Source organism: Pseudomonas sp. GW823-FHT03E05 (assembly GCF_058796855.1).
In genome coordinates this window covers 1-23,091 of record NZ_JBXAJB010000010.1, presented here as the reverse complement: position 1 = coordinate 23,091, position 23,091 = coordinate 1, and the positions used below count along the sequence as shown (strand labels likewise).

At 63.1% G+C, this 23,091-nt stretch carries 18 protein-coding genes, 3 tRNA genes and 1 pseudogene; 9 read left to right on the top strand and 13 right to left on the bottom strand.

All coding sequences use genetic code 11. The features are described 5' to 3' along the window. Positions 1 to 2 precede the first annotated feature (2 nt). The 4 genes from AC1RCO_RS29700 to AC1RCO_RS29685 form a co-directional block, all read right to left on the bottom strand. On the bottom strand, positions 3 to 1,379 hold the full coding sequence (locus AC1RCO_RS29700; protein ID WP_492618326.1) for a polysaccharide pyruvyl transferase family protein: 1,377 nt from the start codon (positions 1,377 to 1,379) through the stop codon (positions 3 to 5). Continuing rightward, positions 1,376 to 2,650 (bottom strand): ABC transporter ATP-binding protein, encoded by a 1,275-nt coding sequence (locus AC1RCO_RS29695; RefSeq protein WP_492618325.1) that lies wholly within the window; start codon positions 2,648 to 2,650, stop codon positions 1,376 to 1,378. The genes AC1RCO_RS29700 and AC1RCO_RS29695 overlap by 4 nt, the downstream gene beginning before the upstream one ends. After that, complete coding sequence (locus AC1RCO_RS29690) at positions 2,640 to 3,455, bottom strand: ABC transporter permease (RefSeq protein WP_015634879.1); 816 nt, start codon at positions 3,453 to 3,455, stop codon at positions 2,640 to 2,642. Before AC1RCO_RS29690 ends, AC1RCO_RS29695 begins: the two co-directional genes overlap by 11 nt. Before the next feature lie 282 nt (positions 3,456 to 3,737). Then, positions 3,738 to 4,388, bottom strand: a complete 651-nt coding sequence (locus tag AC1RCO_RS29685; RefSeq protein WP_053157329.1) for an FMN-dependent NADH-azoreductase — start codon at positions 4,386 to 4,388, stop codon at positions 3,738 to 3,740. Between the two features lie 97 nt (positions 4,389 to 4,485). Between AC1RCO_RS29685 and AC1RCO_RS29680 the strand changes: the two genes are divergently transcribed. Continuing rightward, positions 4,486 to 5,346 carry a LysR family transcriptional regulator gene (locus AC1RCO_RS29680; protein ID WP_015634881.1) on the top strand — a complete coding sequence of 287 codons (861 nt, stop codon included), beginning with the start codon at positions 4,486 to 4,488 and terminating at the stop codon, positions 5,344 to 5,346. Between the two features lie 185 nt (positions 5,347 to 5,531). Next, positions 5,532 to 7,103 carry a sensor domain-containing diguanylate cyclase gene (locus tag AC1RCO_RS29675; protein ID WP_011060354.1) on the top strand — a complete coding sequence of 524 codons (1,572 nt, stop codon included), beginning with the start codon at positions 5,532 to 5,534 and terminating at the stop codon, positions 7,101 to 7,103. A 3-nt stretch (positions 7,104 to 7,106) separates the two neighbouring features. Here AC1RCO_RS29675 and AC1RCO_RS29670 read toward each other — a convergent pair whose 3' ends face one another. Both AC1RCO_RS29670 and AC1RCO_RS29665 read right to left on the bottom strand, forming a co-directional pair. Next, positions 7,107 to 7,628 (bottom strand): GNAT family N-acetyltransferase, encoded by a 522-nt coding sequence (locus tag AC1RCO_RS29670; protein ID WP_011060355.1) that lies wholly within the window; start codon positions 7,626 to 7,628, stop codon positions 7,107 to 7,109. A gap of 35 nt (positions 7,629 to 7,663) precedes the next feature. Then, entirely contained in the window at positions 7,664 to 8,239 is a 576-nt protein-coding gene (locus AC1RCO_RS29665; RefSeq protein WP_019094062.1) for a GNAT family N-acetyltransferase, read from the bottom strand. Positions 8,240 to 8,441: 202 nt separating this feature from the next. Between AC1RCO_RS29665 and AC1RCO_RS29660 the strand changes: the two genes are divergently transcribed. Continuing rightward, positions 8,442 to 9,266: an arylamine N-acetyltransferase family protein gene (locus AC1RCO_RS29660; protein ID WP_011060357.1), complete on the top strand. Its 825-nt coding sequence runs from the start codon at positions 8,442 to 8,444 to the stop codon at positions 9,264 to 9,266. 468 nt (positions 9,267 to 9,734) lie between these two features. Then, positions 9,735 to 11,276, top strand: a complete 1,542-nt coding sequence (locus tag AC1RCO_RS29655; protein WP_011060358.1) for a nucleobase:cation symporter-2 family protein — start codon at positions 9,735 to 9,737, stop codon at positions 11,274 to 11,276. A gap of 63 nt (positions 11,277 to 11,339) precedes the next feature. Here the strand turns inward: AC1RCO_RS29655 and AC1RCO_RS29650 are convergent, their stop codons facing one another. The 3 genes from AC1RCO_RS29650 to AC1RCO_RS29640 all read right to left on the bottom strand — a co-directional run bounded on the left by AC1RCO_RS29650 (position 11,340) and on the right by AC1RCO_RS29640 (position 13,778). Then, a complete protein-coding gene (locus tag AC1RCO_RS29650; protein ID WP_041752088.1) occupies positions 11,340 to 11,927 on the bottom strand; it encodes an SH3 domain-containing protein in 588 nt (195 codons plus the stop codon). 93 nt (positions 11,928 to 12,020) lie between these two features. Continuing rightward, positions 12,021 to 13,178, bottom strand: coding sequence for an MFS transporter (locus AC1RCO_RS29645; RefSeq protein WP_065364696.1), 1,158 nt, complete (start codon positions 13,176 to 13,178; stop codon positions 12,021 to 12,023). 524 nt (positions 13,179 to 13,702) lie between these two features. Further along, positions 13,703 to 13,778, bottom strand: a tRNA-Asn gene (locus AC1RCO_RS29640). Positions 13,779 to 14,048: 270 nt separating this feature from the next. Between AC1RCO_RS29640 and AC1RCO_RS29635 the strand changes: the two genes are divergently transcribed. Beyond that, positions 14,049 to 14,282, top strand: a complete 234-nt coding sequence (locus AC1RCO_RS29635; protein WP_011060361.1) for a hypothetical protein — start codon at positions 14,049 to 14,051, stop codon at positions 14,280 to 14,282. 6 nt (positions 14,283 to 14,288) lie between these two features. On the opposite strand, the gene AC1RCO_RS29630 is transcribed toward AC1RCO_RS29635, so the two are convergent. Further along, positions 14,289 to 14,486 carry a hypothetical protein gene (locus tag AC1RCO_RS29630; protein WP_011060362.1) on the bottom strand — a complete coding sequence of 66 codons (198 nt, stop codon included), beginning with the start codon at positions 14,484 to 14,486 and terminating at the stop codon, positions 14,289 to 14,291. A 131-nt stretch (positions 14,487 to 14,617) separates the two neighbouring features. After that, positions 14,618 to 15,814, bottom strand: coding sequence for an amino acid aminotransferase (locus tag AC1RCO_RS29625; RefSeq protein ID WP_015634888.1), 1,197 nt, complete (start codon positions 15,812 to 15,814; stop codon positions 14,618 to 14,620). 337 nt (positions 15,815 to 16,151) lie between these two features. Here AC1RCO_RS29625 and uvrB point away from each other — a divergent pair, with 337 nt between their 5' ends. Continuing rightward, positions 16,152 to 18,167, top strand: coding sequence for an excinuclease ABC subunit UvrB (gene uvrB / locus AC1RCO_RS29620; protein WP_011060364.1), 2,016 nt, complete (start codon positions 16,152 to 16,154; stop codon positions 18,165 to 18,167). Positions 18,168 to 18,279: 112 nt separating this feature from the next. On the opposite strand, the gene AC1RCO_RS29615 is transcribed toward uvrB, so the two are convergent. After that, a complete protein-coding gene (locus AC1RCO_RS29615) occupies positions 18,280 to 19,830 on the bottom strand; it encodes an MDR family MFS transporter (RefSeq protein WP_011060365.1) in 1,551 nt (516 codons plus the stop codon). Then, a pseudogene (locus AC1RCO_RS29610) lies at positions 19,820 to 20,866 on the bottom strand (HlyD family secretion protein). Before AC1RCO_RS29610 ends, AC1RCO_RS29615 begins: the two are co-directional and overlap by 11 nt. Positions 20,867 to 21,098: 232 nt before the next feature. Between AC1RCO_RS29610 and gltX the strand changes: the two are divergent. The 3 genes from gltX to AC1RCO_RS29595 all read left to right on the top strand — a co-directional run bounded on the left by gltX (position 21,099) and on the right by AC1RCO_RS29595 (position 23,090). Next, positions 21,099 to 22,580 (top strand): glutamate--tRNA ligase, encoded by a 1,482-nt coding sequence (gene gltX / locus AC1RCO_RS29605; protein ID WP_011060367.1) that lies wholly within the window; start codon positions 21,099 to 21,101, stop codon positions 22,578 to 22,580. A gap of 279 nt (positions 22,581 to 22,859) precedes the next feature. After that, positions 22,860 to 22,935: transfer RNA gene (locus tag AC1RCO_RS29600), tRNA-Ala, on the top strand. Between the two features lie 79 nt (positions 22,936 to 23,014). Further along, positions 23,015 to 23,090 (top strand) — tRNA-Glu (locus tag AC1RCO_RS29595). Position 23,091: the final 1 nt, after the last annotated feature.

The following is a 23,091-nucleotide window of genomic DNA, read 5'->3' as shown; positions in this document are numbered from 1 at the left end:
ATTCATCTTCCCAATAAATGTTGCAGGCGGCGCCGCAGGGAGCGTAACGGCGCGGTGAGGCGATAGGAGTTGGAACGATGGATTCGACCCAGCTCGGCATCGACCCGACTGGTGAGTTCCGTTTGGTGGCGGCGTAGTAGCGTCAACTGCTGTACCTGGATTTTCAGCGCATCCAGTTCGGCCTGTTTGCTCAGGATTGCCTCGCGACAGTCCGGGTGGGGGGCCTCCAGCAGGCCGGGCAGGGCCTGCCAGAAGCGGTTCAGCGCCTGGCTGGTGGAGCGCGGGCCCTGGGCGATCAGTTCGGCTACCCGGTCCCAATGGCGCTGCACTTGTTCTTGCGCGGCGATCACCTCGGGGCAGGGCCCCGTTTCGCTCAGGTGTTGCAGGAACCACTGGGGATCGATGGGCTGTTCGGCGGGCAGGGGGCGGATCCCGCGGTATGCGCGCAAGGCGGTGTACTTGCCCTGGTTCAGGTTGGCCGAACAGAAGGCCGGTACGCCGAAGGCCAGGGCGGTGATCGCCAGGTGATAGCTGTGGCCGATGACGCCCTGGGCCTGGGCCAGGATCTCCGCCAGTAGCAGTGGCTCTGGCCAGGCCGGCAGGCGCACGGCCCGTGGCAGGTCGGCCCCGAGAATCGACTCATGGTCCCCGAGCACCGGGCCGATGGGCAACAGCAGCAGCTGCCACTGGCTGAACAGCGCGTTGTGGGTTTTCCATAGCTGGAGAAAGCTCTCCAGGCCGGCAATCGCATGCACCACCAGATAGGGCCCGGTCAGGCCGGCCTGGGCACAGAGTTGGCGATAGGCCGCCGAGGGTTGCTGCCGGTCGATCAGGCTGGGCAGGCCAAAGGCGGTATCCGGCAGTACCTCGACCTGGGTCTGCTCGCTCAGCGCGGACAGGGTGTTTGCAGACAGGGTGTCACGCACCCGGACGTGGGGGCTTTGCTCCAGGGTCAGCCTGACCAGGGGGGCCGCCCAGGATGGAATCGGGTTGCAGTGCATGCCGGGGGCGTTCCAGATCAGCGGCACATTGTGTTGCAGGGCCATCAGCGCAGGCGACAGCCAGTACCCGGTGGGGTGATGGATCTGCGGGTCGGGCGGGTAGTAGTCGGCAGCGATGACCTTGTCGAAGCGAATGATGAAGCCGCCGCCGATCAGCACTGCGTCCAGGCTATCGATGAGCTGGGGCAGTTCACTGACCGAGGTGACGGGGTAGGGCCATTGCGGCGTGCTGCGCGAGTGATAGGAGAACGCGTGCAGGCGCACCTTGCCCAGGCGCGCCTGCAATGCTGCTTCGGCAATGAGGGGGAACAGCAGGTCGCCGTAGTTGGCTACATCGAAGGTACCGAAGATCGCGACTTGCCATTGCTTGTCGCTCATGAACGCTCCTCGACTGCCAGGGGCTGCTGCGATGGGCGGGTGACAGGTTCGATGTGCAAGTCGACGATTCCCAGGAAGTGCTTGTTGCCCGGCAAGGTGTCGAACGCCAGGAGGGCCACCTGCTTTTCAATCAGGTGGGAGGTTTCTTCCGTTTCGCCATTCATCAGCTTGAGCGTGATGTGGTAGCGCCCGGCCGCCAGGTTGGCGGCGAATCGCAGGTACACCGAGGCGCTGCGCCAGCCTTGCCGGGACTCGCCGCATTGCAGGGCGACGTTCACCCCGCTGACCACCAGCAGCCGGGCTTCCTGGATGGTCAGGCTGATGTTGGGGCGGGCAATGGCGTCGCTGACCTGGGCATCGATGGCGATTTCGATCATGTCGCCGTGGGCAAAGCTTGAGTACAGCGCCCCGGTATTGCTGAACACGGCTGAGGTGATCCGCCCTTCAGGGGTGCCGAAGGCCATGCCGTGCTCCGGGTTGAGTGGTGTCTTGGCGCTGACCTGAACAGCGCCCGCGCTGGCCCAGCGGCGCTGTTCGTCACGCATGTCCAGCAGGTACAGCTCGGCCATCGCCTCCGGTGCACCGCTGGCGCGGATTTCGCCGTCGCGCAGGTAGAGGGCGCGGTTGCAGAAGCGCTTGACCATGCTCATGTCATGGGACACGAACAGCAGGGTCATGCCTTGTCGGGTCAGGCGTTCCAGGCGTTCCAGGCACTTGAACTGGAAGGAGGCATCGCCGACGGCCAGGGCTTCGTCGACGATCAGGATATCCGGCTCCACGCACACCGAAACGGCAAAGGCCAGGCGCACCAGCATGCCGCTGGAATAGGTCCTGGTGGGCTGGTCGATGAATTCGCCGATGTTGGCGAAGGCGGTGATTTCGTCGAAACGCGCCTCGATCTCCGCGCGTTTGAGGCCCAATACCGCACCGTTGAGGTAGACGTTCTCGCGGCCGCTGAACTCTGGATTGAACCCCGAGCCCAGCTCCAGCAGGGCGGCGATCCGCCCATGGCTGGTCACGCTGCCCGTGGAGGCGGTGCTGGTGCGGCAGATCAGTTGCAGCAGGGTCGACTTGCCGCTGCCGTTGCGGCCGATGATGCCCAGGGTTTCGCCCTTGCGCACTTCCAGCGCAACGTCCTTCAAGGCCCAGAACTCGCGATAGCGCGGCTTGCCGCGGGGCAGCAGCAGTTGCAGCAGGCGGTCGCGGGGCTGGTCGTAGATCGGGTAGCACTTGCCCAGGCCCTGGGCCTTGATCGCCAGTTCAGAGCACATCGGCGAACCCCGGGCGGGTTTTTTCGAACCACGCCCATCCCAGGAAGGCCACGCCGAGCGCGACGCTCAGCTCTATCAGCCACAGGCCGAGATCGGGCACCACGCCCCAGATCAGTACGTCGCGGGAGGACTCGATCACCAGGGTCAAGGGGTTCAGGTAGAGCCAGTGCCGGTAGGCCTCGGGCAGGGCGCTCAGCGGATAGAACACCGCCGACATCAGCAGCAGGGCCGACATTAGTACACCGATGACCTGGCCAACATCCCGCAGGTAGACCCCCAGGGAGGCGAGGACCCAGGACAGCCCGAGGGTGAACAGCACCAGGGGCAGCAGCACCAGGGGAAACAGCAGAGCGGTGGGCGGCGGCAGGCCGAAGGCCAGGAGGTGGAACAGCAGCCAGACGGCAAAGCTCACCAGCGTGTGGAACAGCACCGCCCCGAGCATCACGCAGGGCAGCATGTCCAGGGGGAACACCACCTTCTTCACATAGTTGACGTGGCTCAGGATCAGCCCGGGGGCTCGGGTGAGGCATTCGGAGAACAGGTTGAAGACCATCATCCCGGTGAACACCAGCAGGGCGAACTGGGTGTTCGAGTCGTTGTCGGTTCCCCAACGCACCTTGAACACCACGCTGAACACGAAGGTGTACACCAGCAACATGAGCAAGGGGTTGAGAAAGGACCAGAGCAGGCCGGCGATCGAGCCGCGGTAGCGGCCTATCACTTCGCGTTCGATCAGTGCCCGCAGCAGCTCGCGATGACGCCAGGGCCTGAAGGTGAAACGGTGCAGCGTGGTACTTCCGGTCAACTCCCGCTCCTTGGGGCCAGCTTCCAGCACCACCCCATGCTCGACAAGGGCATGGGTGAACGGGTGGTGATTCGAAGCGAAGGATTTTGTGAATTGTTTATAGACCCGAAATGCAGGAAGTGAAGGTGTCGTTACAGCTTTTTTTGATGAGCGGCGGGCGCAGTCGGATAAGTGGCAAGACACCCGCGAGGGTAATGCTCACTGCGGATGCCTGGGCTCGGCGGTAAAGAGCAGGGTGGGCCAGGCGGGCAGGCTCCTGCGCGGCGCCGGCCCGGGTATGGTTCAGTACTGGCGGGCCGCCAGTTGCTGCGCCAGGGCCTGTGCCTGCTCGGCGGCCGCCTGTCGCGAGGCCTGGTCGATGTCCGGGCCGAGGATGGTCTTTTCCACGATCAGCGAGTGCTGGTTGGCAATCCCGATGAAATTCAGCCAGGCCTCTATATAGGGCTTCTGGAAATCGAATGCCGGCGCTGGTGTGCTGGAGCGGGAAGAAAAGTCCAGGCCCCGGGCGTAGGCCGCCACCGCCGTCTTGTTGCGCAGCAGGCCTTGCAGGCCGTTCTCGGGGTCGAAGCTGAAGAGGATGCCCTGGTGGGAAACCAGGTCGATGAAGTGCTTGAGCTTGTAGGGAATGCTGAAGTTCCACAGGGGTATGGAAAGCACCAACAGGTCGGCCTGGTGCAGCGGCTCTGCCAGCGCCTGGAGCCGGGCCCAGGCCCGCTGTTCGGCATTGCCCAGGGGCTGGCCGGCCAGTTGCGCATATTTGGCGTCCATGGCCGTCTGATCGAGTTCCGGCAAATCGAGGCTCCACAGGTCCAGGGTGGTGACCTCGGTGTCCGGCCGTTGCTGTCGGTAGCTCTGGATGAAGCCGTGGGCGATTTCCAGGGAGGCGGAGCGGCGCAGGCGGGGCGAGCATTGAATGTGCAGGAGCCGGGTCATGGACGAATCTCTTGGGGTTGGGATGACCGTCATTGCAACATAGCTTGTTTTTAAATATAAATTGTCGATTCAAGCCTTATTGATTTCATTCTGAAATATGTTCGATGCCCTGCTATTGCGCACCTTTGTTGCTGTTGTCGATGAACAAGGGTTCAGCCGTGCGGCCCTCAAGCTGCACCTGACCCAGTCCGCGGTCAGCGGCCACCTGCGGCGCCTGGAACAGCAGGTCGGCAAGCCGCTGCTCCAGCGCACCACCCGCTCGCAGCAGCTGACTGCCGATGGCGAGCGGTTGATGGCCTATGCCCGGGCGATCCTGGCGTTGAATCGCGACGCCTGGACCGAACTGACCCGGGTGCCGTTCCACGGGCGCGTGGGGGTGGGCCTGTCCGAGGATTTTGCCGACCCCCGGCTGCTGCGTGCGCTGCAGGATTTTGCCGGGCGCTACCCAGGTATCCGGCTCGATGTGCAGGTTGGCATTCCCGGTACGCTGCTGGATCTGCTGGCCCAGGGCAATTTGCAATTGGTGGTGGGCTCGCTGTGCGAAACTGCCGAGCCTGGCCGCCTGCTCTGGTCCGAACCGCTGGTCTGGGCCGGGCTGGTGCAACCTGCCGGGCTCTTGCCCGACCCCTTGCCCTTGGCGCTGTTTCCCGAGCCTTGCCCCTACCGGGCCGCGGCCCTGGGCCGGCTGGCCCAGGCCGGCATTGCCCAGCGCACGGTTATGCTTTGCAGCAGCAATTGGGCCCTGCGCGCCGCCGTGCTGTCCGGGTTCGCCATAGCACCCATGGCGGCCAGCCAGTTGGGGGCAGGGCTGTGTGCCCTGGGAGAGGAATACGGTTTGCCACCGTTGCCGGATGCGCAGTACCGTCTGTTCACCGCGCCCGAAGCGGACCAGACTGTGCTGGCGGCGCTTTCCGAGGTGTTTGTCGAATATTGCTCGAGCCGTCGATCGGCACTTTAAGCATTGCTCGCGGTGGCCGATAACCCCAGGGTGGAGCCGGGCCGTTCAAGGTTGCTGCCTGAGCTCCCGGCCCGGGTCAGCGGCCAGAAAACCTATACTGTGCAGGGCGCTGGCCGTTCAGCCAGTCTCGAAAACAACCAGGGACCCGCCCTGTAGCCCAGGCCACTCCCGTCAGGACGACCCTTTTGCCTGTTCCCATCTACGATCCTCATCATCCCCCTGGTGGAACCCTGAAGCGCTTGCCGCTGCTCAAGGCTGCGGTGGCCTTCATCGCAACCGTGTTTCTGTGCCTGTGCGGGCTGTTGTACCTGCAACTGGAACAGTCCTGGCGTCACGACCTGATGCAGGCGGAAGTCAATTCCACCAACCTGACCCGGGCCATCGCCCAGCAGGCCGAAGACACTTTCATGGAAGCCGACCTGGTGCTGATGAGCCTGTCCGAGTGGATCCAGGCCCTGGGCGATGGCCCTGAACAGCAGCCCCGCTTGCAGGGCATATTCGCCCGGCGGGTGCAGGCCCTGACCCAGCTCAGCGGGGTATTTCTCTATGACCGGGACGGTCAGTGGGTGGTCAGTTCCTTTGGTGATTCGCCCCATGGCAACGATGTGGCAGACCGCGACTACTTTCGTTTCCATCAGCAGAATGCTTCGTTGCTGGCTCACATCAGCCCGGCCATCCGCAGCCGGGCCAATGGCGAATGGATCATTCCCATCTCGCGGCGGCTCAACGATAGCCAGGGGAATTTCCAGGGGGTGCTGATGGCAGGCATCAAGCTGGCGTATTTCGATCAGTTCTTCACCAGTTTCAATATCGACGAGCAGGGCGCCATGTTCCTTGCCCTGTCCGACGGTACGCTGATTGCGCGGCGGCCGTTCGAAGAGCGGCAGATCGGTGCTTCCCTGGCCCGCGGCGAGATCTTCAGCAAGTACTTGCCCGAGGCCACCACCGGCAACGCCATGATCACCTCGATTGTTGATGGGGTGACGCGCCTGTACGGCTATCGGCAGTTGCAGGCCTATCCCCTGGTGGTGGCCGCGGCCAACTCCAAGGACTCGGTGCTCAAGGGCTGGTATGCCTCGGCCTACCAGTCCACGGCCATCGTCGCCCTGGTGCTGCTGGGGGTCGGCCTGTTCGGCTGGGTCTTCGTGCAGCAGGTGCGCAACAACGAGCGGATCGAGGCAGATCTGCGCGAGGCCCAGGAGGCCCTGGAGGTGATCGCCACCCATGACAGCCTCACCGGCCTGGCCAACCGCCGCTTGTTCGAGCGCGCCCTGACCGTGGAGTTTGGCCGTGGTGCGCGGCAACGCAGCCCGTTGAGCCTGGTCATGGTCGATATCGACTATTTCAAGCGCTACAACGATACCTACGGGCATGTGGCGGGCGATCACTGCCTGACCGAGGTAGCCCAGGCGCTCAAGGGCTGCTGCCAGCGCAAGGCTGACCTGGCCGTGCGCTATGGTGGCGAAGAGTTTGCGGTGTTGCTGCCCGACACCGACATTCATGGCGCGCTGGCCATGGCCGAGCAGATTCGCCGCAGTGTCATGCAGCGCAACATCGCCCATTCCGGCTCACCGGTGGGCTGCGTGACGGTTAGCCTGGGTTGCTACGCCTTCGTGCCGACGGGCCGCGACAGCATCGAGATGTTTATCGAAAGGGCCGATGCGGCCCTGTATCAAGCCAAGGCCACGGGCCGCAATCGGGCCATGGCGCTGGCGGCGGACCATGTGGGGGAGCCGTTGCAGCGCTCCGATCGCTGACGGCTACCAGCGCTTGCAGAACACCTGGTTGGCGTAGGCGTTGCCGCCAAACTCGTAGGCGGTGCTACCGGCGCAGACGTAGCCCTGGGCCTGATAGAAGGCCTGCGCCCTGTGGTTCTGTGCCCAGACGGCGAGCCACAGGCAGGGCCTGTCGCTGGCTTGCAGCCGTTCTTCCACCTGTTGCAGCAGCGCCTGGCCAACGCCTTGCCGATGGGCATGGCGCTGCACGTACAGGCGCACCAACTCCATCCCATCGGCCAGGCCGGCAAGCGGCGGCCGGGTGTTGCCGGCGATTTCCGCGAAGCCCAGCAGGTGCCCGTTACGCTCGGCCAGCAACAGGCTTCTGTGGGGATCCTCAAGGCGCTGGCGGAACTGTTCCGGGGCGTAGACGCTCAGGGCTTCCTCGGCCAGGTCGCTGCGCATGCCGTCGGTGGCATAGGTGTCGAGAAAGACCTGGGTGGCCAGGCCACTGATGCACAGCGCGTCCTCGCGCTGGGCTGGGCGTAGGGTGAAATCGACGGGCATGGCTACATCCTTGTGGGGCTTGTAAGGGTGAGGCCTCAGGCTTGGCTGAGGCGTTGTTGCAGACGCTGGCGCACGGCGGGCCACTCGTCGTCGATGATGCTGAAGCGCACGGAATTGCGCTTGCGTCCGTCGGGCATGATGCGCTCGTGCCGCACTATGCCTTCCTGTCGGGCGCCGAGGCGCAGGATCGCCGCGCGGGACGTGTGATTGATCTCGTCGGTCGTGAACTGCACCCGCACGCAGTTCATGTCGTCAAAGGCATGGCACAGCATGAGGTACTTGGCCTCGGTGTTGACGAAGCTGCGCTGCCAGCGGCTGGCGATCCAGGTGCTGCCGATCTCCAGCTTGCGGTTGTGCCGGTCGATCTTCCAGAAACGCGTGCAGCCGATGACTTCGCCCGTGCTCCTGAGCACGGTAGCGAACGGCAGTACGCTACCGGCATCACGGCCCTCGAGCGCCACGTCGAGGTAGCGTTCGACGGTGTCGGGGGAGGGCACTACGGTGAAAGGCAGGTTCCACAGCTCACCGTCCCGGGCGGCGTTGACCAGGGCGTCGGCATCACTGCGTTGCAACGGGCGCAGGATGATTCGCGGGCCTTCCAGTGAGTGCATGGCGCAGAGTTCTCCAGCGGGAGCGACGGGGCGCTTATTACAGAGTCGCCCTCGACGCTTGGCAAGAGCCAATCCGGGGCCAATGCGATAAAAAATATCAGCCGAATTGATTGTCCGGGCTTGCCGCTTCTGGCTTATACATAACGCCGACCTGCCGGGGCCTGTCGCGACCCTGGGCGACCCTCATTTCAAGGATTTGTGCATGAGCCAGCCGCACCTGATGAACTTCGACCTGTACCTGCAGCAACTGGGCTACCCACAGGCGCCAGCGCCGACCCTGGAAACCCTGCGGGAGCTGCAATGGCGCCATGTCTGTCGTTTTGCCTTCGAAAGCCTTTCGACCCTGTTGCGGGTTCCGGTACCCATCGACCTGGCCTCGGTGGAGCGCAAGATTCTCCACGAGGGGCGCGGCGGCTACTGCTATGAACTCAACCAGGCCTTCCTGGTGCTGTTGCAGCACCTGGGTTTCGATGCCCGGGGCATCACCGGGCGGGTGGTGATGGGGGCGCCGGAAGATGCGCTGACCGCTCGCAGCCACCGTCTGGCGCTGGTGCACCTGGAGGGCCAGCGCTACATCGTCGATGTCGGCTTTGGCGGCATGGTGCCCACCGCGCCCTTGCTGCTGGATACCGAGCAAGAACAGGCAACGCCCCACGAGCCGTATCGCATCACCCTGCGCGAAGGCAGCTACACCTTGCGCGCCAAGGTCATGGATGAATGGCGGGCGATGTACGTTTTTGACCTGCAACTGCAGGGCGATGTGGATTACGAGATGGGTAACTGGTACGTCTCGACCCACCCGGACTCTCCTTTCCTCGGCCAATTGAAGGTGGCGCTGATGGGGCCGGGAATACGCCGCACCTTGAACAATGGCAGCTACGCCCTGCATCGGATGGGGCAGCCCAGCGAGCGGCGGCAGATCACCGATGCAGGGGAACTGATGAGCCTGTTGCAGGACGAATTTGCCCTGCGCCTGCCGGCCCACCCCGAACTGCCGCGGGTTCTCGAGCAGTTGCTAGAGGCCTGATTTCACGGCTTCCCCAACAGCGAGGCGGTGTCCGCGGTTCCGGTCGGTTGTCGACACGGCCGTCCAGTTGCAGTTGCCGCGTTTGCCGTCGCCGGCCCGGCCAACGGTAGGGCCGTGTTGCACCCAATGTGTACAAGATCCGGGTTCCGGCCAACGGATCGCACCCTACGAGCAGCAGATAAGCCGATCCGGCAACGGGATCGGCTTTTTTATCCTGTTTTTTCAACCAGTAGAGCAGCCCTCAAACCTTCGGTTGAAGAGCGGCGGATCGGCCCTGGGTTGGTTTCAACGAGGGCTCTGGGCCGCCTTTAAAGGCCGGCACGGAGTCAATATCCGAGGGCCTTGCGCGCAATAGCCGGGGTTGATGGGTGGGGAAATTCAGAATGGAAAACTGTATACAATCCTATGGACAGTTGTCTTGGATGTTGCATACAGTGTGCCCATAACAAAAACAGGGAACCCCACACCATGAATACCCCCCAGGTTTCACAACAGCGGCCCGAAGACGAAAATTTGGGTGTTGGCGCAAACATGGCTTATGGCCTGCAACACGTGCTGACCATGTATGGCGGCATCGTTGCCGTGCCACTGATCGTCGGCCAGGCGGCTGGCCTGTCGCCTTCGGAGATCGGCTTGCTGATCGCCGCTTCGCTGTTCGCAGGAGGGCTGGCAACCTTGTTGCAGACCCTTGGCGTGCCGTTTTTCGGCTGCAAGCTGCCGTTGGTGCAAGGGGTGTCCTTCGCGGGCGTGTCGACCATGGTGGCGATTGTTACCAGCGGCGGCGAGGGCGGCTTCCAGTCGATTCTCGGTGCGGTGATCGTCGCCTCGCTGATCGGCCTGCTGATCACACCGGTATTCTCGCGGATCACCAAATTCTTTCCACCGCTGGTCACTGGCATCGTCATCACCACCATCGGCCTGACGCTGATGCCGGTGGCGGCGCGCTGGGCCATGGGTGGCAACAGTCGGGCCCCGGACTTCGGCAGCATGTCGAACATCGGCCTGGCGGCGGTGACCCTGGTGCTGGTGCTGCTGTTGAGCAAGATCGGCAGCGCGGCGATTTCCCGTCTGTCGATTCTCCTGGCCATGATCATCGGTACGGTGATCGCGCTGTTCCTGGGCATGGCGGACTTCTCCGGGGTCACCCAAGGGCCGATGTTCGGCCTGCCCACGCCATTCCACTTCGGCATGCCGACCTTTCATGTCGCGGCGATCCTGTCGATGTGCATCGTGGTCATGGTGACGCTGGTGGAAACCTCGGCGGACATCCTCGCCGTGGGTGAAATCATCCACACCAAGGTCGACTCCAAGCGCCTGGGCAACGGCCTGCGCGCCGACATGCTGTCGAGCATGATTGCGCCGATCTTCGGTTCCTTCACCCAGAGTGCCTTCGCCCAGAACGTCGGGCTGGTGGCGGTCACCGGCATCAAGAGCCGCTTCGTGGTGGCCACCGGCGGGCTGTTCCTGGTGATCCTCGGCCTGCTGCCGTTCATGGGGCGGGTGATTGCCGCGGTGCCGACTTCGGTGCTGGGCGGCGCCGGTATCGTGCTGTTCGGCACCGTGGCGGCCAGTGGCATCCGGACCCTGTCCCGGGTCGACTACCGCAACAACATGAACCTGATCATCGTTGCCACCTCCATCGGCTTCGGCATGATCCCGATTGCCGCGCCGAGCTTCTATGATCATTTCCCCAGCTGGTTCGCAACCATCTTCCACTCGGGCATCAGCTCCTCGGCGATCATGGCGATCCTCTTGAACCTGGCGTTCAACCACTTCACCGCGGGCAACTCCGACCAGCAGTCGGTGTTCGTCGCCGGCACCGAGCGCAGCCTGCGCTTCCAGGACGTTGCCGTACTGCGTGAGGGTGACTACTTCAGCGGCGGCAAGCTGCACGATGCCGAGGGCAATGAAGTGCCTCTGGTAGGAGAGGAGCCGGGCCACTCACCGAACCAGGCCGGCGATGGTTCGCAGCCGAGCCATGCGCGCGGCAGTGTCGAGGCCACTCACTGAAGTCGAGTACCGCGGCCATGAAAAAAACCGGCGCCCTCAGGGCGCCGTTTTTTTTGCAGTCGGTTATTCCAGGTTGTCCAGCGGCTTCAGGGCCTGCAGGGCGTCGGGGTTGTCCTGGTACTGCTGGCGCAAGCTGGCGAGCTGCTGATCATGGCCTGTGCAGACCTCATTCACGGCTTTCTCCAGGAAGACCCGGCGTTCCTCGTCGTAGGCCTCCTCGCCGGCAAAGTGCTCGCAGGCTTCGTGGCGCTGGATGAATGCAGCCACCTCATCGGGAAGCTCGGCGCCGCTTGCGCCATAGTGCTTGCCCAGCAACAGGCGTTTTTCCTCGACCCAGCCGGTGTAGTCCTCGCCGTCCTTGGCGATGTACATGACCTGGGCCCAGCCGTCTCCACTGGAGGCGTACACCGTCAGGCCATCACCGGGAATCACGTAGAGCTTCTTGTTCAGGCAGGTGGCATTCGGCCCGCTGTGAAAGTGCAGCCGCCCCTGGCCTATCACCTTGGCTTCGAGGGGCGGGCGATATTCGCCGGCTTCCAGGGAGACGTTGTCGCTGAGGGTGGCGCAGTCCACCGGGGCTTCGGCCAGGGCTGGCAGGGGCAACAGGGAAAGCAGGCCGTACAGGGGCAGGAGGCGCAGGAGTCGGTCCATCGCGAAGGGATCCATGAGGTGGGAGTGCGGATCGCGCGATGGTAATGACAAAGATGCGGCCTGTGAATGATCACGGGCCGCATCCGCGGTATTTCAGTTGGCAGCCTTGCTGAGTTGCCCCTGGCGTACCAGGGACAGGGCGAAGACCACCACCACTGCGGCGGCCGCCGCCAGGGTCAGGGGCAGCCCATAGCTGCCGCCGCTCATGGCCGCGCCGCTGAGCAAGGGGCCCAGCAGGCTGCCGATGCCCCAGAGCAGCCCGGCGCTGGCGTTGGCAGTCACCAGGTCGGCGCCGCTGAAGGACTGGCCGATCAGCACGATAGCCAGGGTATAGATGCCGCCGGCCACGGCGCCGAGGATGACCAGGCTCGGCCAGAGCAGGGTGGTCGTTTGCATCAGCAGTGGCAGGGCAAGGCCGATTAGCAGGGCAATGATGCCGCAGCTCAGGTAGATCCCGGGGCGCCCGAGCTTGTCCGAAAGCCAGCCGAGGGGGAACTGGAACGCGGTGTCGCCCAACAGAATGATGGTCACCATCAAGGCCGCGAGCTTGATGCTGTAGCCATGGGTGGCGGCGTACACCGGAAACAGCGACAGCACCACGCTGTCGAAAAACGCGAAGAACAGGATGCCCACGCACAGCGCCGGCGCGATGCGGATAAAGCCCAGTACCGAAAAGGTGCGACTTTCGGCATGCAGCGGCTGCTGGTCTTCCAGGGGCAGGATCAGCCAGACCACGGCGATCGCCACCGCATAACCGACGCTGACGATGCCCAGCACGGCGGGCCCCTCGGTGCCCAATAGCGAAACCAGGCCCGGGCCCAGGAGCTGGAAGAAGGTGAAGCAGGTGGTGTAGACCGCTACCAGGCGTCCGCGGGTGGCGTCTTCGGCCATTTCATTGACCCAGGTTTCCCCGAGAATGATGATCAGCCCCGCCCCCAGGCCCATGGCGACCCGCGCCAGGCCCAGGCTGTAGAGGCTGGCCCCGGGCAGTTCCAGGGCGGCCACGCTCAAGGCGCACAGGCTGAAACACAGCAGGTAGATCTGGCGCCGGGTCAGGCGTTGGCTCAGGGCATTGACCAGGAAGGCCGAGAGCATCATGCCTGCGGCGGGCAGCGCCGACATGATGCCGATCTGGTTGTTCGAGGCGCCGGCCTGATACAGGCGCAGGGCAAGGATCGGCACCGTGGAGCCGATGCTCAGGCCGACAATGGAGATGCCCAGGATCAGGGCGGCTAACAAGGCTTTGTTCATGATCAAGACCTGCGCCTGAAGCATCAGGCGCCAAAAAAGACAGTTATTGCGGGCGCTGCAGGACATCGCAGGCCGACGTGCGGGCGATTGCCGGGCAGATGCCCTGGTGGAAGCAGAGGGGCTAGCGGGGTGGCGCCGGGTTCAATCGCGATCAGCGTGGGCCCGGGTGCGGGGAGAAGGTGAAGGCAAACAATACGCTACGGCGTCGACGGTTGATCGCACAGTCAAGTTGGGCAACAGCCAGGGTTGCCGAAGGGCTCATCGAGGGGGAAGGGCACGGTGACTGTGCGGGCAGGAACATCGCGGGGTCTGACTGCTTGGATAAAGAGGCGCACAGCCTACGTCAGGCCTTTGCGGCAATGCAACCGGGTTGGCGAAGGAGGATTCCAGGCGTGCATGAAGCGTCTATCCGCATGTCGGGATGACAGGCGGATCAATCATTTGCAAGGGGGATACTGCTTGAGCTGATTTGCCGCAGGAGCAGGGCGCTCTCATGAGGATCAAGGCAAATCAGTGTAGGAAGATGGCTCCACGACCTGGACTCGAACCAGGGACCCAGTGATTAACAGTCACTTGCTCTACCAACTGAGCTATCGCGGAATGCGCCGTATCTTACTGATTCAGAAAGGGAAGTCAACAAGTCGAGAAATATTTTTTCAGCGCGACGAGGATCTGAATGAAAGGCTGGCAGGACTTTGCGGGATTTATCGGTCTGCACGTCTCTGGCGCATCCGATAGGGGCTACCATGGCGCCCCGGAAGTGGTTTCACGCGCTGCCGGCCTTCAGCCGCATAGGTACGCCTTTATGATCCGCTTCGATTTATCCCAGCATCCTTCTGTCTGTTTCGCGCTGCGCTGCGAGGTGCTGTCATGAGCATCGAGCAGATCAGCCTGCCCAAAGGGGTCGGCCCCCAGGCCGGCAAGTTGCTGGACGCCATTACCCAGGCCGGATCGGCGATGGATTTGAACCGTGCCGGCGGCAAGGCCGAAGGTTTTGTCCTGGGGCTGGAGAGTGCCAAGGCCATCAAGAGCCAGGTGGCCGAGGCGCTGTACGTGGCGTTCGACGATGCCGCCAGCCAGCGCCTGGCTCAATTGCAGGGGTAGGGCGGTTCAGCCGCCGAAGGTCAGGGTGCCGAGCATCAGCTTGGCCATCAGCGAGGTTGCGGCCAGTTGCACCAGCCACAGGGCCAGTCCGCCAAGGAATACGCCCAGGGCAATTTGCAGCACCAGGCTCTTTTCGCGTTTCTGCGAGCGGGGCAGGTAATGCTCCAGTTCGTCGCGGTCGGCCCGCAGGTCATCGTTTTTCATCGGGATCTCGCTCAGCAAGGGGGGCATAGGCTCACAGTCTAGAGGCTGTGGGGGCGGGCAGGGCAATGACGTATCGCCAACGAAAAAGGGGAAGCCTGCCGGCTTCCCCTTTTCGTTGGCGCTGTCGTGAATCAGATCACTTGCAGGATGGCCTGGGTCACGACATGGATGTTGTTCTGGTTCAGCGCGGCGACGCAGATGCGGCCGGTGTCCAGGGCGTAGATGCCGAATTCGTTGCGCAGGCGGGTCACTTGCTCAACGGTCAGGCCAGAGTAGGAGAACATGCCGCGCTGGCGACCGACGAAGCTGAAGTCGTGCTCAGGGGCGCCTTTGGCCAGCAAGTCGACCATCTGGGTGCGCATGCCGCGAATCCGCAGGCGCATTTGCGCCAGTTCCTGCTCCCACTGGGCGCGCAGTTCCGGGCTGTTCAGCACGGCGGCGACGATGGTTGCACCGTGGGTCGGCGGGTTGGAGTAGTTGGTGCGGATCACGCGCTTGACCTGGGACAGCACGCGGGCGCTTTCTTCCTTGGAGCCGCTGACGATGGACAGGGCGCCAACGCGCTCGCCGTACAGCGAGAACGACTTGGAGAACGAGCTGGAAACGAAGAAGGTCAGGCCCGACTCGGCGAACAGGCGCACCGCCGCGGCGTCTTCGTCGATGCCGTCGCCAAAGCCCTGGTAGGCCATGTCGAGGAAGGGCACGAGGTTTTTCGCCTTGACCACCTCCAGGACGTCTTTCCAGTCCTGTGGGCTCAGGTCGACACCGGTCGGGTTGTGGCAGCAGGCGTGCAGCACCACGATCGACTGGGCCGGCAGGGCGTTCAGGTCTTCCAGCAGGCCAGCACGGTTCACGTCGTGGGTGGCAGCGTCGTAGTAGCGGTAGTTCTGCACCGGGAAGCCGGCGGTCTCAAACAGGGCGCGGTGGTTTTCCCAGCTCGGGTCGCTGATGGCGACCACGGCGTTGGGCAGCAACTGCTTGAGGAAGTCGGCACCGATCTTCAGGGCGCCAGTGCCGCCAACGGCCTGGGTGGTGACCACGCGGCCAGCGGCCAGCAGTGGCGAGTCGTTGCCGAACAGCAGCTTCTGTACCGCCTGGTCGTAGGCGGCAATGCCGTCGATCGGCAGGTAGCCACGGGAAGCATGTTGGGCGGCGCGAATCGTCTCGGCTTCGACAACGGCGCGCAGGAGCGGAATGCGTCCCTCCTCGTTGCAGTACACGCCCACCCCAAGGTTGACCTTATCGGTGCGGGTATCGGTGTTGAATGCTTCGTTGAGGCCCAGGATAGGATCGCGTGGTGCCATTTCGACAGCGGAGAACAGGCTCATTTTTACGGCGGCTCTGAATGGAGTGTGGAGGGACGTGTCGCGCTCCAGCCGAATGCACTAGAGCGGTGCACAAACGGGGAGCTAGTATAGAGGCCATCATCGCGTGGGGCGACAGGCTATTGACCTTTTGCGCCAAGTTTTTCGCTTTATTTTTCGACCGTTAGTCTTATTGCAATAACCAGGGTGTCAGCGGGTGTAGGACCTTTGCCTTGAAAGCTGTGGTAATCGGCTCCACATCAAGGATATTCCGGTTTTTTTCCTCGGCGACATGGGTCGTACGCGGTCTTTCCTGTTCCTGTACGGTATTGCCGCGCACGAATGATCCCAGAGGTACGTTATGTCTGAATTCCAGCTAGTCACCCGCTTCCAGCCCGCCGGCGACCAGCCGGAAGCCATCCGCCTGATGGTCGAAGGCATCGAGGCCGGGCTGGCCCACCAGACCCTGCTCGGTGTGACCGGTTCGGGCAAGACCTTCAGCATCGCCAACGTGATCGCCCAGGTGCAGCGCCCGACCCTGGTGCTGGCGCCGAACAAGACCCTGGCGGCGCAGCTGTATGGTGAGTTCAAGGCCTTCTTCCCGAACAACGCGGTGGAGTACTTCGTTTCCTACTACGACTACTACCAGCCCGAAGCCTATGTGCCGTCCTCCGACACCTTTATCGAGAAGGACGCCTCGATCAACGACCATATCGAGCAGATGCGCCTGTCCGCGACCAAGGCGCTGCTGGAGCGCAAGGACGCCATCATCGTCACCACGGTGTCGTGCATCTATGGCCTGGGCAGCCCGGAAACCTACCTGAAGATGGTCCTGCACGTGGACCGCGGGGACAAACTCGATCAGCGCGCCCTGCTGCGCCGCCTGGCGGACTTGCAGTACACCCGCAACGACATGGATTTCGCCCGCGCCACCTTCCGCGTGCGTGGCGATGTGATCGACATCTATCCGGCGGAGTCGGACCTGGAAGCGATCCGCATCGAGCTGTTCGATGACGAAGTGGAAAGCATCAGCGCCTTCGATCCCTTGACCGGTGAAGTGATCCGCAAACTGCCGCGCTTCACCTTCTACCCCAAGAGCCACTACGTGACCCCGCGGGAAACCCTGCTGGACGCCATCGAAGGGATCAAGGTGGAGTTGCAGGAGCGCCTGGAATACCTGCGCTCCAACAACAAGCTGGTGGAAGCCCAGCGCCTGGAGCAGCGCACCCGTTTCGACCTGGAGATGATCCTCGAACTGGGCTACTGCAACGGCATCGAGAACTACTCGCGCTACCTCTCGGGGCGTCCCGCTGGTGCGGCGCCACCTACCTTGTACGACTACCTGCCGGCGGATGCCTTGCTGGTGATCGACGAATCCCACGTCAGCGTGCCCCAGGTCGGCGCCATGTATAAGGGCGACCGCTCGCGCAAGGAAACCCTGGTTGAGTACGGCTTCCGCCTGCCATCGGCTCTGGATAACCGGCCAATGCGTTTTGACGAGTGGGAAGGGGTGAGCCCGCAGACCATCTTCGTTTCGGCCACTCCGGGCAACTATGAGGCCGAGCACGCCGGCCGCGTGGTGGAGCAGGTGGTGCGCCCCACCGGGCTGGTGGACCCGCAAGTGGAAGTGCGCCCGGCCCTGACCCAGGTGGACGACCTGCTGTCGGAAATCACCAAGCGTGTGGCCGTGGAAGAGCGGGTACTGGTGACCACCCTGACCAAGCGCATGGCCGAGGACCTTACCGATTACTTGGCCGACCATGGCGTGCGTGTGCGCTATCTGCACTCGGACATCGACACCGTGGAGCGGGTGGAGATCATCCGCGACCTGCGCCTGGGCACTTTCGATGTGCTGGTGGGGATCAACCTGCTGCGTGAGGGCCTGGACATGCCGGAAGTGTCCCTGGTGGCGATTCTCGATGCCGACAAGGAAGGCTTCCTGCGTTCCGAGCGTTCGCTGATCCAGACCATCGGCCGGGCCGCGCGTAACCTCAATGGCCGGGCGATTCTCTATGCCGACCGCATCACCGGCTCCATGGAGCGGGCGATTGGCGAGACCGAGCGCCGTCGCGACAAGCAGATCGCCTTCAACCTGGCCAATGGCATCACCCCCAAGGGTGTGGTCAAGGACGTTGCCGACATCATGGAAGGCGCCACCGTGCCCGGTTCGCGCAGCAAGAAACGTAAGGGCATGGCCAAGGCCGCGGAGGAAAACGCCCGCTACGAAAACGAACTGCGCTCGCCCAGCGAGATCACCAAGCGCATTCGCCAGCTCGAAGAGAAGATGTACCAACTGGCCCGCGACCTGGAGTTCGAAGCCGCGGCGCAGATGCGCGACGAAATCACCAAGCTGCGCGAGCGCTTGCTCACCGTCTAACGACGCTCGATCCCTCGTAGGAGCCGGCTTGCCGGCGAAGAGACCCTCAAATCCTGTGCAAGGGTTGGGAGTCTATTCGCTGGCAAGCCAGCTCCTACAGGCAATTCGTGGGTCAGTGGGCTTCGCCGGCCTTGAGGCCCTTGGGCAGGGCCTTGGTCAGCAGGATCGCCAGCATGCTGATGCCCAGGGCAATGCCGACGAAATGGAAGGCGTCGTTGTAGGCCATGATCTGTGCCTGCTGGTGGGTGATTTCGCTGAGCTTGCCCAGGGCTGCGGTCTCGCTGCCGAACTTCTCGGTGAGGGTTGCCAGGCGTTCCGCCACCTGCGGATTGCTGGGCACAACGGCTTCGCGCAGGTAGTCGAAATAGGTCTTGGTCCGGGCATCCAGCAAGGTCGCCAGCAGGGCAATGCCGATGGCGCCACCGAGGTTGCGCAGGATGTTGAACAGGCTGGAGGCCGATCCCGCGTCCTGGGGCTGTATATAAGCCGTGGCGATCAGCGAGATGGTGACCATGATCAGCGGCTGGCCCAGGGCGCGAATGATCTGGATCTGGTTGAACTGCGGCCCGGCAAAGTCCGGGTTGAGCACCCCCGACGAAAAACTCGCCAGGCCGAACAGGCCAAAGCCCAGGGTGCACAGCCATTTCGGTGAAATGAACTGCATCAGCTTGGGCACCAGGGGAATCAGGAACAACTGCGGCACCCCCATCCACATGATCACTTCGCCGATCTGCAGCGCGTTGTAGTTCTGGATCTGCGCCAGGTACAGCGGCAGCAGGTAGATCGAACCGTACAGGCCAACGCCCATGCCCAGGCTGGAGATACTCGACAGGCCGAAGTTGCGATTGCGCAGGATGCCCAGGTTGATCAGCGGGTTGGGCCTGGAGACCTGGACGATGACGAAGGTGACCAGGCTGATCAGGGCGATGCTGCCCAGGGTGACGATCAGGCTCGACTCCAGCCAGTCCTTGCGGTGGCCTTCCTCAAGAAATACCTGCAGGCAACCCAGGCCCAGGCCGAGGGTGAGAATGCCGGCGTAGTCGGTGCTTTTCAGCAGTTCCCAGTGAGCTTCCTTCTTTTCCAGGCCATACAGCAGGCCCGCGATCATCAGCAGGCCCGGCGGCACGTTGATATAGAAGATGTACTCCCAACCCCAGTTTTCCGTGAGCCAGCCGCCCAGGGTCGGGCCGATGGAGGGGGCGAAAGTGGCGGTCATGGCGAACATGGCCATGCCCTTGGCCCGGTGATGCTCGGGGAGCTTGATCAGGGTCAGGGTGAACGCCAGGGGGATCAGGGCGCCACCGGTAAAGCCCTGCAAGGCGCGGAACACGATCATGCTTTCCAGGCTCCAGGCCATGGAGCAGAGCAGGGAGGCAATAAGAAAGCCCACCGAGACCCAGACCGCCAGGCGCCGGGCCGAGAGCAGCTGCACCAGCCAGGCGGTGAGGGGGATCATGATGATCTCCGCCACCAGGTAGGAAGTGGAGATCCACGAGCCTTCCTCCAGGGTAGCGGACAGCGCGCCCTGGATGTCCTTGAGCGAGGAGTTGGTGATCTGGATGTCGAGCACCGCCATGAAGGCGCCGAGCATGGCACTCATCACCGCGATCCAGTCGCGCCGGGTGGGTTCGCCCACCGGACGCAGCAGTTGATCACCGGCCATCGACGGGGTCTTTGACGTTGACCTTCACGGTTACCGACATGCCGGGGCGGATCTTGCCCCGCAGGGGATTGTCGGCTGCGAAGGTCAGTTTGACCGGAATGCGCTGTACCACCTTGGTGAAGTTGCCGGTGGCATTGTCCGGCGGCAGCAGGCTGAATTGCGCGCCGGAGGCGGCGAACAGGCTGTCGACCCGGGCCTGGATCGGTGTATCGCCGTAGGCGTCGAAGGTCAGCTCGGCCTTTTGCCCTGGCTGCATGTGGCCAATCTGGGTTTCCTTGAAGTTGGCCTGGATCCAGATGTCCTGGTCCGGAACGATCGACAGCAGATAGGCGCCGGCCTGCACCACCTGGCCATTGCGTGCGGCGCGCTGGCCGATGAGGCCGCTGATGGGGGCGTGGATCTCGCTACGGGTCAGGTTCAGTCGTGCTTGCGCCAGGTCGGCCCGGGCGTTGGCGATCTGTGCATCGAGGCGCTTGATCTCGGCGTTCAGGGCATTGACTTGCTGGCGCTGGCCCTGCAGGTCGGCTTCGGCCTTGGCTACCTGGGAGCGGGCGATATGGTTGTCGGCGGAAAGGGTAGTGACCCGCTCCTCGGAGACGTAACCGGGCTTGCGCAGGGTCTGGGCCCGAGACAGGTCGATCTGCGAGCGACCCAGGCTGGCCTGGCTCGACGCCACCTGGGCCTGGCCCGCGGCAATCAGGCTGGCTTACTGGGTCAGCTTGCTCTGGGCCTGCAGGCGTTCGGCCTCGCGGGTATCCAGGGCGGCCTGGGCGCGGTCCACCGCCAGTTGGAAGTCCTGCCCTTCCAGGCGTACCAGCAACTGGCCCTGTTCCACATGCTGGTTGTCCTGCACCAGCACTTCTTCGATTCGCGCGCTCAGTTGGCTGGAGACCCGGGTGATCTCGCCCTGCACGTAGGCGTTGTCCGTGGTCTCGTAAAAGCGCCCGTGGAACCACCAGTGGGCAAGAAAACCCAGGGCAATCAACAGGACCAGGGACAGAAAGACAAACAGGCGACGCTTGAGTTGGGCTGGCATGGGCTGGCTGTATTCAATAAAAGTGTAAGGAGATCTATCAGCGGGCGAATCTGGCATATAGCCACTGGGCGGTAAATGCCATGGGCTGATTATTGGCCCTTCAACAGGCTGGCAGCGGCCTGGAGTCGCAACCTTGGCTTAAATGCCCTCCTCACTGGAGCGGGGCTGCCGTCGCCTGTTACCATTCGCCCCCTGTTTTATTCCTCGTTTTTCTTTCCTTTCGAGACATGCCATGACCACCGTCCGCACGCGCATCGCGCCATCGCCTACCGGGGATCCCCACGTAGGTACCGCCTACATCGCTTTGTTCAACTATTGCTTTGCCAAGCAGCATGGCGGTGAGTTCATCCTGCGTATCGAAGACACCGATCAGTTGCGTTCGACCCGGGAGTCCGAGCAGCAGATTTTCGACGCCTTGCGCTGGTTGGGCATCAACTGGAGCGAAGGCCCGGACGTTGGCGGCCCTCACGGCCCGTATCGCCAGAGCGAGCGTGGCGACATCTACCAGAAGTACGCTCAGCAACTGGTGGACCTGGGCCACGCCTTCCCGTGCTTCTGCACCGCCGAAGAGCTGGACCAGATGCGTGCCGAACAGATGGCCCGTGGCGAAACCCCGCGCTATGACGGCCGGGCCCTGCTGCTGTCCAAGGAAGAAGTGGCCCGGCGCCTGGCGGCCGGCGAGCCTCACGTGATCCGCATGAAAGTGCCTACCGAAGGCGTCTGCGTGGTGCCGGACATGCTGCGCGGCGATGTCGAGATCCCGTGGGATCGCATGGACATGCAAGTGCTGATGAAGACCGATGGCCTGCCGACCTACTTCCTGGCCAACGTGGTCGACGACCACCTGATGGGCATCACCCACGTGCTGCGCGGCGAAGAATGGCTGCCGTCGGCGCCCAAGCTGATCCTGCTCTACGAGTACTTCGGCTGGGAGCAGCCGCAGCTGTGCTACATGCCGCTGCTGCGCAACCCGGACAAGAGCAAGCTGTCCAAACGCAAGAACCCGACCTCGGTAACCTTCTACGAGCGCATGGGCTTCATGCCGGAAGCCATGCTCAACTACCTGGGCCGCATGGGCTGGTCGATGCCGGACGAGCGCGAGAAGTTCTCGCTGCAGGAAATGGTCGACAATTTCGACCTGTCGCGGGTGTCCCTGGGGGGGCCGATCTTCGATATCGAGAAGCTGTCCTGGCTCAACGGCCAGTGGCTGCGTGACCTGCCGGTGCAGGAGTTCGCCAGCCGGGTGCAGACCTGGGCGCTGAACCCCGATTACATGATGAAGATCGCACCGCACGTACAGGGCCGGGTCGAGACCTTCAGCCAGATCGCACCGCTGGCCGGCTTCTTCTTCGCCGGTGGCGTGAACCCGGATGCCAAGCTTTTCGAGTCCAAGAAGCTGTCCGGCGATCAGGTGCGTCAGCTGATGCAATTGATCCTGTGGAAGCTCGAAAGCCTGCGTCAGTGGGAGAAAGACAGCATCACCGCGACCATCCAGGCGGTGGTTGAGTCTCTGGAACTGAAACTGCGCGATGCCATGCCGCTGATGTTTGCCGCCATTACTGGCCAGGCCAGTTCGGTGTCGGTGCTCGATGCCATGGAGATCCTCGGTCCGGACCTGACCCGTTTCCGTCTGCGCCAGGCCATCGATCTGCTGGGTGGTGTGTCGAAGAAAGAAAACAAGGAATGGGAAAAACTCCTCGGCGCCATCGCCTGAGGCGTTTTTGCCCAAGGGCAGCCGACAGGGGCGGGGAGCTTTTCGACTACGCTTGAAACTCAAGCGCCAGGCGGGTTGATGGCGGCTTCTGGTGGTTCTTTGAGGCTTGCGGCGAGTGTTTTGTGCGACTCGCCGCAGGCGCAGAGGGCCGCAAAACCCCGGGTTTTCCGGGCGGGGCGGTAAGTGATTGTTATCCCGGCAAATTTTTTTTCAAAAAACGGAAAAAAAATTGACAGCCTTCCGATCGCCCCTTAAGATTCGCCCCGTCCTCAGCGATGAGGGGCTATAGCTCAGCTGGGAGAGCGCTTGCATGGCATGCAAGAGGTCGACGGTTCGATCCCGTCTAGCTCCACCAAATTTGCAGTTCAAGGCCTGGCCACACCGGCCTTGAATCGATCGGTACTCAGCGCCGGTCAGTTGTCAGAAGGGTTTGCGTCCCCTTCGTCTAGTGGCCTAGGACACCGCCCTTTCACGGCGGTAACAGGGGTTCGAGTCCCCTAGGGGACGCCAG